We start from the raw sequence: 13,321 nt of genomic DNA, 5'->3' as shown, positions 1-13,321 counted from the left end.
GACTGGCTTTATTTTTAGCAAATTAAGGCCCACATACCATGAACATAAATTGGACCAATATCTCTCAAGAAGAGTTTTTAAAAAATTATTGGCAGCAAAAGCCTGTTGTTTTAAAACAAGCTATAGAAAACTTTGAAGATCCAATTGACGCTAACGACTTAGCAGGCTTAGCCATGGAAGAAGTTGTAGAGTCTCGAATTGTCGAAAACGTGAATAAAAAATGGAATGTCAAACATGGACCATTTGCGGATTATGACGATTTAGGAGAAAACGGCTGGTCTTTGCTTGTGCAAGGTGTTGACCGCTGGATACCAGATGTTTATTCGCTTCGACAGCTTGTTGGTTTTATTCCAGAATGGAGCGTTGATGATGTTATGGTTTCATACAGTGCGCTTAATGGTGGTGTTGGCGCTCATTTAGATCAGTATGATGTTTTTATTATTCAAGGTAGCGGTTCTCGTCGTTGGCAGGTTGGTAGTGTCGACAAGTCATTAATGCAAAAAGAAATAGTTCAAGACCTTTTACAAGTCGAAACACTTACTCCAATAATTGACGAGCTGTTAGCGCCTGGCGATATATTGTACATTCCACCTTTCGCACCCCATTGCGGTGAAACACTATCTCCAAGCCTTAGCTATTCAATAGGTTTTAGATCACCAAATCAAACTGAGCTACTGACATCATTTGCCGACTTTATTTACGAAAACGAATTAGGTAAAGCGCGTTTTGTTAACAATACTTGTAAAGAGGAAGCTCCGCTTAATTCTGCGCTGCCAATGGATACTGTTACTAAGCTAAAGGACTTTATGTTAAAGGCTCTTGATAACAATAATTTTGACCGCTTTTTACACCAGTTTTTGACTGAGCCTACTCGAGAGTTAGATATCATTCCGAGTGAGCAAGAGTGGAGTGAAACTCAGTTAATTCAATTGGTTCAGTCTGGCAATACAACAATCAATAAGGTCTTAGCACTAAAAACCTCTTACTTTTTAGATGATGAAGGCCTGCACTTTTATTGTAACGGCACTTATTTCAAACTTATTGATTCTCAGTTAGATTTCGTAAAACTGGTACATAGTGAAGCGAGTCTTGACAAATTTAATCTAAAAAGTTCCCTTAACCAATTAGAAAATATTTCACTTTTAACTACACTTATTAATACAGGTTACTTATACATAGACGAGTAAAAATGAACTACAAAACTGATAAAGTTTCGTGGAGGAAGTCAAAAAAGGAAATTCGCGCCATTCGTGAACAAGTATTTGTTTACGAATATCAATTCCCATTAGAATCAGAGTTTGATCATCATGATATTCAATGTCAGCATGTTTTAATTCGTGATGATGAAGGCCGAGCGATTGCCACTGGCCGCTTATGCGAAGATGGCAAAATCAGCCGTGTTGCTGTGTTAATGAAGCATCGTATACCAAAAGTACGACGACAAGTTTTTAAAGAGTTACTAAACTTAGCAAGAGCAAAAGGCTTCCAAAAAGTCTACTTTGATTCATTGTTAGACGAGGTTGATAAATATAAAGAGCAAGGTTTCGTCGCGGCCGGTAAAGTTTATATGGATGGAGGCATCGCAAAACAACCCCTTATGTGCTCCGTTGACCTATTCAAAATAGCGCAAAACGTTTTACATTAATTTGGAATACTTGGCCAACTTGGATTGGCTTTTTCAATCACGTTATAAATGGACCAGTTTTGTTTACAATAAAATGAGGTCTAACCAGTTGGCCCCACACTTCCGCTTATATGTGTTCCGCTTATTCTCTGATAGAGTCGCTCAAAATTTTATAGACCATATAAATGGAGTTGACGTTGACTGTTTTTTCTCAAGCTGAATTTGATAATCATGAACAAGTTGTATTTGCCCACGATGAAGCTACAGGCTTAAGAGCAATTATTGCCGTTCACAATACTAATTGTGGGCCTGCGGTTGGTGGTTGTCGATTTTGGAATTATGCAAGCGACGAAGAAGCGCTTGTAGATGTGCTTAGGTTGTCAAAAGGTATGACTTATAAAAATGCACTAGCTGGTCTAAATTTTGGTGGTGGCAAGGCTGTAATTATTGGAGACCCCAAAAAACTTAAGTCTGAAGCTCTGTTTCGTGCATTTGGTAAAAAACTAAATAACTTGAATGGTACATACTATTCTGCTGAAGACGTTAATATTACGACTGCAGATATCATGCATGCATACAAAGAAACAGATTATGTTGTTGGGTTAGAAGGAAAAAGCGGTAACCCTGCTCCTTTCACTGCTTATGGTACCTACTTAGGCATCAAAGCCGCAGTCAAGCACAAACTAAACACTGATAGTTTAGACGGTCTTACATTTGCTATACAAGGCCTAGGTTCCGTTGGTATGTATTTGTGTGAACGCCTATACAACGAAAATGCAAAATTAATTGTTAGTGATATTAATCAAGCCTCAATAGATAAAGCCGTATCAGACTTTGGCGCGGTGGCCGTTGGTTTAAATGATATTTATTCCGTCGATGCCGACGTTTATGTTCCTTGTGCTTTAGGCGCAACTATCAATGACCAAACAATCCCTCAATTAAAAGTAAAGATTGTTGCTGGTTGCGCAAACAACCAATTAGCAGAACCTAGACACGGCTTTGACTTGAAGGAACGAGGTATATTGTATGCTCCAGATTACGCAATTAACGCTGGTGGAATAATCAATATCTTTTTTGAACAAGATCCCGAAGGCTATTCATCTGATAAAGCAAATAAAAAAGTTGAAGAAATCTACGATACATTACTAGAAATTTTCACCCGCGCTGAGAAAGAAGACAAACCAACGCACGAAATTGCCGATATTTTAGCTCAAGAAATTATAAAAAACGGCGGCAAATAACCTAATTATGATGTTCAAAGTGAGTAGAGATATTCACTTTGAACTCTTATCAACGACCTTACCAAGTAACTACCCTCAACAAACACAAAAATCAACTTTTTAACCCTTCATTTCTAACCATTTATCGCATTTTTAACAAATAAAACGCTATTTGTGTGTTTTTTAACCATTTAATAACGTGTTCAACTGGCAATATTCTTTTTTTCGTTGTAGGTTTAATTGGTCTTTACACTCCAAAATAATAATTAAAGACTTAAAAGAATAACCAAAGGGAACATATATGTATAAATTAAAGCCACTTTCACGGGTACTAAAATACACTTTATTATCAAGTTTAACTGTAGGCGCGGTAACGCCTATGGTCGCATTTGCAGAAGATGATAAAGCAGAAAAGAACATCGAAAAGATAGCTGTTGTTGGTACACGTGCTGCACCACGCTCAGTCGGTGACTCCCCAGTCCCAGTTGATGTTATTAGTGCTGAAGAATTTAATAAACAAGGTTCTACAGATATGGTCTCTATGTTACAGACCACTGTTCCTTCGTTTAACGTAAACGAACAACCAATTAATGACGCGTCAACCCTTGTTCGCCCTGCTAACCTTAGAGGCATGGCTGCCGACCATACTTTAGTTTTAGTTAACGGTAAACGTCGTCATCGTTCAGCTGTTATTACATTTTTAGGTGGTGGTTTATCTGATGGTGCTCAAGGACCAGATTTATCAGTTATCCCGTCAGTTGCAATTAAACAAGTAGAAGTCCTGCGTGATGGTGCAGCTGCGCAATATGGTTCTGATGCCATAGCTGGTGTTATTAACTTTGTTCTGAATGATGCTTCAGAAGGCGGTCGGTTTGAAGTTAAGTATGGTTCTTATTACGAAGGTGATGGCGATACGTTGCAATTAGGCGGTAATATAGGTTTACCACTAACCGATAAAGGTTTTGCGAACTTCTCTTTCGAATACAAAGAATCAGATCCTACAAGCCGAAGTGTGCAACGTGATGACGCAGCAGGTCTAATTGCCGCTGGAAATACATTTGTAAATGATCCAGCTCAGGTTTGGGGTAACCCAGAGTTTAAAGACGATATAAAACTATTTGGTAACTTTGGATTAGAGCTAAGCAACGACTCTGAAGCATATATGTTCTTAAACTATGCCGAGCGAGAAGTTGAAGGTGGTTTTTACTTCCGTAACCCTCACAACCGTGGTGGTGTATATGACGGCGGCCTAGAGATAGCAGACATTAATGGTGATGGAGTAATAGGTACAGACGATGATGGCGAGCCAAATGAGGGTCATCAATTATTACTCGTAGGGGACATGACAGGCGATATGAGTGGCAACTGCCCAACAGATCTGCGTGTTGGCTCCAATGTCCTAAACAACCCCCGCTACATTGATGAAGTAGCGAACAATCCAGATTGTTTTGCTTTCAATGAAATGTTCCCTGGCGGTTTTACACCTAAATTTGGTGGTAAAATCGTGGATTCATCTATTGCCATAGGAACAAAAGGTGAAAGTAATGCGTTTATAGATGAGCTAATGTATGACATAAGCTTTTATGCTGGCTCTAATGAAGTCGATTTCATGATTAGTAATACCATTAACCCAAGCTTAGGTCCAAATAGCCCAACATCATTCAAACCTGGTAAATACATACAATCAGAGCAAGCTATTAACATTGATTTCTCAAAGTTCGTCGATAGCTTTAACGACGGTGATTTGAACGTTGCAGGTGGTTTTGAGTTCCGTCATGAGTCTTACGAAAGTATTGCTGGCGATTATAAGTCTTGGGAAATAGGTCCGTTAGCGGCTCAAGGTTTTGGTATCGGCTCAAATGGTTTCCCGGGCTTATCAGCTAAAAGTGCTGGTAAAAACGACAGAAATAGCTTCGCAACTTACGTTGATGTTGAATACAACGTAAATGATAACTTCATGGTTTCTGGTGCTTTACGTTTTGAAGACTTCTCTGACTTCGGTAACACCACAAAAGGTAAATTAGCAGGTCGTTATCAATTAAATGATCAGTTTGCTGTTAGGGGTGCATACAGCACTGGCTTCAAAGCTCCTACAATTGGTCAATCAACAGTTCGTAACGTAACAACTGCGTTTGGTACTGGTGGTGAGCTAATTGATAGAGCTACGTTACCTCCAACAGATCCAATCTCTGTACTGAAAGGTGGTAAAGCCCTAACACCAGAAGAGTCAAAAGCATTTAGTTTTGGTGTTGTTGCAGAGCTAGACAATGGTCTATTCGTAACGGCTGATTACTTTAACATTGACGTAAGTGACCGAATTGCTACGGTTTCAGGTATTAAACTAACCCCGTCTGATATCGATTTATTATTATCACAAGGCGTTCAAGATGCATCAAGCTTTTCAGAAGTAAGTTACTTTACTAACGACTTTGATACATCGACAAAAGGTTTAGATATTGTTGCAAACTATAGCTCTGACTTTATGGATGGTGAAAACCGTTATGCTCTAGCGTATAACTGGACAAAAACCGAAGTTACACGAAGCTCTGCCAATATTTCAGATGAACGTGTACGCATGATCGAAGAGAACTTGCCAGAGCACCGTTGGAGTTTCACAACAACGCACTCAAACGAAGGTTGGAGAGCGATGGTTCGTGTTAACTACTTTGCTGGTATTTACGAAGATCACCTAGATTCTGCATTACCAATTGAAGACATTAGCGCAGAGTTAACTGTTGATGCAGAAGTAGCGTACGACGTAAATGATAGCTTTGAGGTCGTAGTTGGTGCTAAAAATCTACTCGATGAAACGCCAGATGAAAATACAATGTGGGATAATGAAGTTGCTGGTGCACAATATCCAGTTACCTCACCTATCGGTATTAACGGTGGCTTCTACTACCTGAAAGGTGTTTATAAGTTCTAATTAATCGCGTTTTAAATGCAACGCATTAAAAAATATGACATTTTTAAAAGGCCCTTTTGGGCCTTTTTCATGTCTTCAATTTGTAGTCTTTCAGCAACAAAGTAGAAAGCAATATGTAATTGCCTCAACGCCAAATTCTTACTCGCATAAAAAAGGCCGCCATTCGGCAGCCTTTCAATCAAGTTCTAAAATGTCATTTCTGACGATTTTACCAACCTGTTTTCTCTTTTAGTGCTTTACCAATTTCTGCTAAAGAACGAACAGTCTTAACGCCTGCAGCTTCAAGAGCTGCAAATTTATCGTCTGCTGTACCTTTACCACCAGAAATAATCGCACCAGCATGGCCCATACGTTTACCTTCAGGTGCTGTTACACCAGCAATATAAGAAACAACAGGTTTAGTTACATGATCTTTAATGTAAGCCGCAGCCTCTTCTTCTGCAGTACCACCTATCTCACCAATCATAACGATTGCTTCAGTTTTAGGGTCATTTTCAAATAACTCTAAAACGTCAATGAAGTTAGTACCTGGAATTGGATCACCACCAATACCAACACAAGTAGATTGACCAAAACCAGCATCTGTAGTTTGTTTAACTGCTTCGTACGTAAGAGTACCAGAGCGAGAAACAATACCTACACGGCCAGGCTTATGAATGTGACCAGGCATGATACCAATTTTACACTCTCCTGGAGTGATAACACCTGGGCAGTTAGGACCAATTAGGCGCACGCCTAATGTGTCACATACTACTTTTGCATCAAGCATATCTTGAGTAGGGATGCCTTCTGTAATACAAACGATTAGTTTGATTCCAGAGTTCGCTGCTTCTAATATAGAATCTTTACAAAAAGGAGCTGGTACGTATATAACAGATGCATCGGCACCCGTTTCAGCTACCGCTTCTGCAACTGTATTAAATACAGGAAGACCTAGATGAGTTTGACCACCCTTTCCAGGAGTAACACCACCAACCATGTTAGTGCCGTATTCAATCGCTTGTTCAGAGTGAAAAGTACCTTGAGCACCAGTAAAACCCTGACAGATTACTTTAGTATCTTTATTAATTAAAACGCTCATTATTTACCCTCTGCAGCTTTAACTACTAATTCAGCAGCGCTTTGTAGGCTTTCTGCTGCGATGATGTCTACGTCAGAATTTGCTAATACTTCACGACCTTTCTCAGCGTTAGTACCTTCAAGACGAACAACAACTGGTACGTTAACACCAACTTCTTTAACTGCACCAATAATGCCTTCTGCGATCATGTCACAACGAACAATACCACCGAAGATGTTAACAAGTACCGCTTTAACATTGTCATCAGATAAGATGATTTTAAATGCTTCTGCTACACGTTCTTTAGTCGCGCCGCCGCCTACATCTAGGAAGTTTGCTGGGCTACCGCCATTTAGGTTTACGATGTCCATCGTACCCATTGCAAGACCAGCACCGTTAACCATACAGCCAACGTTTCCGTCTAGTGCAACGTAGTTAAGTTCCCACTTCGCAGCATCAGCTTCACGCGCGTCTTCTTGTGAAGGGTCGTGCATTTCTTTAATGTCTGGGTGACGGTAAACAGCATTGCTATCGATCGCTACTTTAGCGTCTAGACAATGTAAGTCACCAGCTGGAGTAATTACTAATGGGTTAACTTCGATTAATTCGATGTCTTTTTCTTTAAACAGTTTCGCTAAACCCATAAAGATTTTAACGAACTGAGAAATTTGCTTGCCTTCAAGACCAAGTTTGAACGCTAAGTCACGACCTTGATAAGGTTGTGCACCCACTAACGGGTCGATTGTTGCTTTAAGGATCTTTTCAGGAGTCTCTTCTGCAACTTTTTCAATTTCAACACCGCCTTCTGTAGACGCCATGAATACGATACGACGGCTAGAACGGTCTACAACAGCACCTAGGTATAGTTCTTGTGCGATATCGGTACAAGTTTCAACTAGAATACGGCTAACTGGTTGGCCTTTTTCATCTGTTTGATAAGTAACTAGACGCTCACCTAACCACTTTTCAGCAAATGCTTTAATTTCGTCTTTAGTTTTAACTAACTTAACGCCACCCGCTTTACCACGGCCACCGGCGTGTACCTGTGCTTTAACTACGAATTCGTTTCCACCGATTTGGTCCGCAGCAGCTGCTGCTTCCGCTGGGGTCTCGGCAGCGATGCCCTTAGATACAGGAAGCCCGTATTGAGCAAACAACTGTTTACCCTGATATTCATGCAAGTTCATGATGTTCTATCCATCTCTGTTATAAGTAAAAGGCTGTAACTTAAATACAGCCAGAATTAACAAGCGGGGCTATTATAGTTAACCCCTCAATTAGTGCAATAAAAGGGACATATAAATGCCGATTATTGCGTTAATTTTCGTGTAATTAGATATCTAATAATAAACGAGCAGGATCTTCTAATAACTCTTTAACTGTTACTAGGAAACCAACTGACTCTTTACCGTCAACTAAACGGTGATCATAAGATAGAGCTAAGTACATCATAGGTAAAATTTCAACTTTACCGTTTACTGCCATTGGGCGGTCTTGGATTTTATGCATACCCAAGATAGCGGTTTGTGGCAAATTAATGATTGGTGTAGATAATAATGAACCAAATACACCACCATTTGTAATGGTGAAGTTACCACCTTGCATTTCTTCAACAGTAAGCTTGCCATCACGACCTTTGATCGCGAGTTCACGAATACCATTTTCAATTTCTGCAAAATTCATTTTATCGCAGTCACGTAAAACTGGAGTGACTAAGCCTCTCGGTGTTGAAACCGCAATACTTACATCAAAGTAGTTGTGATAAACAATGTCATCACCATCAATTGAAGCGTTTACTGCAGGGAAACGTTTCAATGCTTCAACTACCGCTTTTACATAAAAAGACATAAAGCCTAAACGAGCGCCATGACGCTCTTCAAACACATCTTTATACTGCTTACGAAGGTCCATAATTGGCTTCATGTTAATTTCGTTAAACGTCGTTAACATTGCCGTTGAGTTTTTCGCTTCTAATAGACGATTCGCAATAGTTTTACGTAAACGAGTCATAGGTACACGTTTTTGAGTACGGTCACCACTTGCTACTTGAACCGCAGGCTGTGCTGCTGGTGCAGATTTGGCTGGCGCAGATGCTTTAGTTGCAAATGCTTCAACATCTTCTTTCGTAATTTTGCCGTTTTTACCCGAACCTTTAATTTTACTAGCATCAAGACCTTTTTCAGATACTAATCGACGTACCGATGGCGACATAACTTCATCGCCTGATGCACTTGAAGTTTCTTCGTTCGAACTTTCTGAGCTAGGAGCACTAGTGCCGCCCGCTGTAACTTCAGCAATTTCTTGTTCGCCAAGTACAGTATCGCCTTCGCCGTGAAGTATTTTCGAGATTACGCCAGCTTCAGGAGCAACTACTTCTAGTACTACTTTATCAGTTTCAATATCAACCAGGTTTTGGTCTCTTTCTACCGAATCACCCTCTTGTACGTGCCAAGTTGCAATTGTTGCATCAGCTACCGACTCAGGTAACACTGGTACCTTAATTTTAACAACTTGTTTTTCTTGTGAACTAGTAGAAGATTTAGCTGACTCTTCTTTCGCCGGAGATGCATCTGCCGCTGGAGCAGCATCTGAAGCACCGACACGAGCAATAACTTGTTCGCCAAGTACTGTTGCACCCTCATCTTCTAGTATTTCTGTTATTACACCATCTTCTGGTGATACTACTTCTAGCACTACTTTGTCTGTTTCAATGTCAACTAAGTTTTGGTCACGAGATACTTTATCTCCAACCTTAACGTGCCAAGTAGCCACTGATGCGTCTGCAACTGATTCAGGTAATACTGGAACTTTAATTTCAGTAGTCATGGTTAATCCTTGAGATTATTTAATCGTTAGTGCGTCGTTGACCAACGCTTGTTGTTCTTTAGCATGCACAGAAGCATAACCTACTGCCGGAGATGCTGATGCAACTCGTCCCGCATAAGTTAAATTCGCGCCCTTTGGAATTGAATTCCAGAAATGGTGTTGGCTACAATACCAAGCGCCTTGGTTTTGAGGCTCTTCTTGACACCACACAAAATCATTAACGTGTTTGTATTCAGAAACGACTTTTTCCATTTCGTCATGCGGGAATGGATAAAGTTGTTCAATACGCACAATCGCCACATCTTGTTGTTCGTTTTTACGACGCTGATCTAACAAATCGTAATAAACCTTGCCTGAACAAAATATAACGCGTTTCACGTTATCTGGATTGATTTCGTCAATTTCACCAATAACATTTTGATATGTACCTTCTGCTAGCTCTTCCATAGAAGAAACTGCAAGTGGGTGACGTAGTAATGATTTAGGAGTCATTACTATAAGCGGACGACGCATTGGACGAATAGCTTGACGTCGGATCATATTAAACACTTGAGCTGGTGTCGAAGGTACACAAACTTGCATATTATGATCTGCACATAACTGAAGGAAACGCTCGAGGCGTGCCGACGAATGTTCAGGCCCCTGACCTTCATAGCCATGAGGCAACAACATAGTTAGACCACATAAACGGCCCCACTTCTGTTCACCCGAGCTAATAAACTGATCGATAACAACCTGTGCAACGTTAGCAAAGTCACCAAATTGTGCTTCCCATATGACCAATGAATCTGGTTGTGCCGTTGCATAACCATATTCAAATGCAAGTACACCAACTTCAGAAAGAACTGCATCGTAAATTTCGAAACGTCCCTGATCTTTTTTGATGTTTTCTAGTGGGGTGTATGTCGAAGCATCGTTTTGATTGTGCAAAACGGCATGACGATGGAAGAATGTACCACGGCCAGAATCTTGACCCGTTAGACGAATATTCATTCCTCTATCGACGATATCTGCATAAGCTAATGTCTCAGCAAATCCCCAATCAAGTTTCTTGTCGCCATTAAGCATTTTCACGCGTTCATCGTATTGTTTTTTAACACGAGAATGCAATTTGTGGTCTTCTGGATAAGTAGTAATCTTTTTACCAAGCTCTTTTAACTTGGAAAGCTCTACTTCTTTTGCGTAGTCTATATCCCAGTCATGGCCTAAATAAGGAGACCAATCTGCAGAATGCTCCGTCATCGGACGTTTCTCTTCTACAGTACACTCGCCTTTATCTAAAATAGCACGGTAATCATCCATCAAAGCCTTAACTTCATCGTCGTTTAAGGCGTTTTCGCTTTTAAGCTGTTCAACATAAAGCGCGCGAGGTACTGGATGTTGTTTAACTTTTTTATACATTAATGGCTGTGTTGCACTAGGCTCGTCAGCTTCATTATGACCGTGACGACGGTAGCAAACTAAATCAATAACAACATCACGATTAAACTTATTACGATAATCGACCGCTAATTGCGATACTAGCGCTACTGCTTCTGGGTCGTCTGAGTTAACATGGAAAATCGGTGCTTGGACCATTTTTGCAATATCAGTACAGTATTCAGTAGAACGAGTATCTTCGCTGTTTGACGTTGTAAAACCAACTTGGTTGTTAACTACAATACGAATTGTACCACCAACTTTATATGCTCTTGTCTGAGACATATTAAAAGTTTCTTGTACTACACCTTGGCCGGCGATAGCTGAATCACCGTGAACGGTAATTGGTAATGCTTTAAGACCCGTTTCACAGCCTCTGCGATCTAAACGCGCTCGAACTGAACCCATAACAACTGGATTAACGATTTCTAAATGCGACGGGTTAAATGCCAATGCAAGATGAACATTGCCGCCAGCAGTTTCGAAGTCAGAAGAGTAACCTTGGTGATATTTAACGTCACCTGCTGTTAAGTTTGGATCTACTTTTCCGCCGAATTCATCAAATAATTCACCAGACTTTTTACCTAAAACATTAACAAGGACATTTAAGCGTCCCCTGTGGGCCATGCCGATAACAACTTCTTTCTGGCCTTGCTCACCAGCTGCATGGATAATTTCTTTTATCATTGGAATAAGAGAGTCACCGCCTTCCAATGAAAATCGTTTTGCACCAGGGAATTTAGCGCCCAGATATTTTTCCAAACCATCTGCGGCTACGAGGCCTTTTAAAATACGAGTCTTAATTTCTTTCGAGAAAGAGGGTTTGCTTTTAATTGACTCAAGCTTATTTTGAATCCAGCGCTTCTCATCAGTGTCAGTAATGTGCATGTACTCTGCACCTATTGACCCACAATATGTTTGTTGAAGAGCTTGATAAAGTTCGCCAAGTGGCATTTTATCTTTGCCAACAGCAAATGAACCAACATTAAACTCTTTAGATTTGTCAACGTCAGCCAAATCATGATGTTCAAGAGTTAGCTCTCTAACCTTCTCTCGATCCCATAAACCTAAAGGATCTAGATTAGCGTTTTGATGGCCTCTAAAGCGGAACGCGTTGATAAGCTGTAAAACCTTAACTTGCTTTTCATCAGCTTGGTCGGCAGCCGAAACCACCACGCGATCTTTGGTTTTAGCTAGTTGAGCGAATAGATCTCGTACTTCTGAATGTTTAGTTTCAACCGACACACCTTCTACTTTAGGTAGTTGATCAAAGATTTCACGCCATTCATCAGCAACGGACGTTGCATCATCTAAGTACAATTCGTACATCTGCTCAACATATACCATGCTGTTAGCTGATAAGTGCGAACTATCTAGCCAAGTTTGCATAACACCTTCGTGCATTAGATATATATCCTTGTAAGTCTTAACGACTTTTTATTACCAAAATTAAAATAAAAAAGAGCCCTTCCAAGTAAATGGAACGACCCTTAGTGTTAAAGTATAACCGCTGGACACTCTGCCAAGATTAGACTGACCTCTGCAATAACATAGATTTAATATGACCAATCGCTTTAGTTGGGTTTAATCCTTTTGGACAAACATTGACGCAGTTCATAATACCGTGACAACGGAATACGCTAAACGCATCGTCCAAATCAGCTAAACGCTCATCGGTTGCTGTGTCACGACTATCGATCAAGAAACGATACGCGTGTAACAAACCAGCTGGGCCAATGAACTTATCAGGGTTCCACCAAAATGACGGACAAGATGTTGAACAACATGCACATAAAATACATTCGTATAAACCATCTAGCTTGTCTCTTTCTTCAATAGACTGAAGATGTTCACGCGCTGGCGGTTGCTTGTCATCATTAATTAAGAAAGGTTTAACTTTCTCGTATTGAGTGTAGAACTGAGTCATGTCAATAACAAGGTCACGAACAACTGGAAGGCCAGGTAATGGACGAACCACAATTGTTCCCTTACCTAAAGCTGACAATGGTGTAATACACGCCAAGCCATTTTTGCCATTCATGTTCATGCCATCAGAACCACAAACCCCTTCACGACAAGAGCGACGATACGCTAAAGTTGGGTCCTGCTCTTTTAACAAATTAAGAGCATCCAAAACCATCATGTCTTGACCTTCTTCAACCTGAAGCTGGTAATCTTTCATGTATGGCGCATCATCAACGTCTGGGTTATAACGGTAAATAGAGAAATTCAAAGTTTTCATAATA

9 protein-coding genes are annotated in these 13,321 nt (G+C 40.3%); 4 read left to right on the top strand and 5 right to left on the bottom strand.

The features are described 5' to 3' along the window. The first annotated feature begins 38 nt into the window (after positions 1 to 38). The 4 genes from J9318_RS07510 (at position 39) to J9318_RS07495 (ending at position 5,770) form a co-directional block, all read left to right on the top strand. The gene (locus J9318_RS07510; protein ID WP_210559332.1) at positions 39 to 1,187 is read left to right on the top strand and encodes a cupin domain-containing protein; all 1,149 of its coding nucleotides are present in this window, start codon (positions 39 to 41) and stop codon (positions 1,185 to 1,187) included. Between the two features lie 2 nt (positions 1,188 to 1,189). Next, positions 1,190 to 1,645, top strand: coding sequence for a GNAT family N-acetyltransferase (locus tag J9318_RS07505; RefSeq protein ID WP_210559331.1), 456 nt, complete (start codon positions 1,190 to 1,192; stop codon positions 1,643 to 1,645). Between the two features lie 176 nt (positions 1,646 to 1,821). Continuing rightward, entirely contained in the window at positions 1,822 to 2,865 is a 1,044-nt protein-coding gene (locus J9318_RS07500) for a Leu/Phe/Val dehydrogenase (RefSeq protein WP_210559330.1), read from the top strand. A gap of 280 nt (positions 2,866 to 3,145) precedes the next feature. Then, complete coding sequence (locus J9318_RS07495) at positions 3,146 to 5,770, top strand: TonB-dependent receptor plug domain-containing protein (protein ID WP_210559329.1); 2,625 nt, start codon at positions 3,146 to 3,148, stop codon at positions 5,768 to 5,770. 208 nt (positions 5,771 to 5,978) lie between these two features. On the opposite strand, the gene sucD is transcribed toward J9318_RS07495, so the two are convergent. The 5 genes from sucD to J9318_RS07470 all read right to left on the bottom strand — a co-directional run bounded on the left by sucD (position 5,979) and on the right by J9318_RS07470 (position 13,317). Further along, on the bottom strand, positions 5,979 to 6,851 hold the full coding sequence (gene sucD / locus J9318_RS07490) for a succinate--CoA ligase subunit alpha (RefSeq protein WP_210559328.1): 873 nt from the start codon (positions 6,849 to 6,851) through the stop codon (positions 5,979 to 5,981). Further along, a complete protein-coding gene (gene sucC, locus J9318_RS07485; RefSeq protein ID WP_210559327.1) occupies positions 6,851 to 8,017 on the bottom strand; it encodes an ADP-forming succinate--CoA ligase subunit beta in 1,167 nt (388 codons plus the stop codon). Before sucC ends, sucD begins: the two co-directional genes overlap by 1 nt. Before the next feature lie 145 nt (positions 8,018 to 8,162). Then, entirely contained in the window at positions 8,163 to 9,656 is a 1,494-nt protein-coding gene (gene odhB, locus J9318_RS07480) for a 2-oxoglutarate dehydrogenase complex dihydrolipoyllysine-residue succinyltransferase (protein WP_210559326.1), read from the bottom strand. 15 nt (positions 9,657 to 9,671) lie between these two features. After that, a complete protein-coding gene (gene sucA, locus J9318_RS07475) occupies positions 9,672 to 12,479 on the bottom strand; it encodes a 2-oxoglutarate dehydrogenase E1 component (RefSeq protein ID WP_210559325.1) in 2,808 nt (935 codons plus the stop codon). 124 nt (positions 12,480 to 12,603) lie between these two features. Then, on the bottom strand, positions 12,604 to 13,317 hold the full coding sequence (locus J9318_RS07470; protein WP_210559324.1) for a succinate dehydrogenase iron-sulfur subunit: 714 nt from the start codon (positions 13,315 to 13,317) through the stop codon (positions 12,604 to 12,606). Positions 13,318 to 13,321 lie beyond the last annotated feature (4 nt).

It is taken from the genome of Psychrosphaera aestuarii (assembly GCF_017948405.1).
In the GTDB taxonomy this organism is placed as follows: Bacteria; Pseudomonadota; Gammaproteobacteria; order Enterobacterales; family Alteromonadaceae; genus Psychrosphaera; species Psychrosphaera aestuarii.
The sequence above is the reverse complement of the archived record's forward strand: the minus strand, read 5'-3'. Positions and strand labels throughout refer to the sequence as shown.

What these genes read in the sequence shown, in the direction of transcription:
- J9318_RS07510 (WP_210559332.1), top strand. Translation starts at nt 39, where the DNA reads ATGAACATAAATTGGACCAATATCTCTCAAGAAGAGTTTTTAAAAAAT.
- J9318_RS07505 (WP_210559331.1), top strand. Translation starts at nt 1,190, where the DNA reads ATGAACTACAAAACTGATAAAGTTTCGTGGAGGAAGTCAAAAAAGGAA.
- J9318_RS07495 (WP_210559329.1), top strand. Translation starts at nt 3,146, where the DNA reads ATGTATAAATTAAAGCCACTTTCACGGGTACTAAAATACACTTTATTA.
- sucD (WP_210559328.1), bottom strand. Translation starts at nt 6,851, where the DNA reads ATGAGCGTTTTAATTAATAAAGATACTAAAGTAATCTGTCAGGGTTTT.
- sucC (WP_210559327.1), bottom strand. Translation starts at nt 8,017, where the DNA reads ATGAACTTGCATGAATATCAGGGTAAACAGTTGTTTGCTCAATACGGG.
- odhB (WP_210559326.1), bottom strand. Translation starts at nt 9,656, where the DNA reads ATGACTACTGAAATTAAAGTTCCAGTATTACCTGAATCAGTTGCAGAC.
- sucA (WP_210559325.1), bottom strand. Translation starts at nt 12,479, where the DNA reads ATGCACGAAGGTGTTATGCAAACTTGGCTAGATAGTTCGCACTTATCA.
- J9318_RS07470 (WP_210559324.1), bottom strand. Translation starts at nt 13,317, where the DNA reads ATGAAAACTTTGAATTTCTCTATTTACCGTTATAACCCAGACGTTGAT.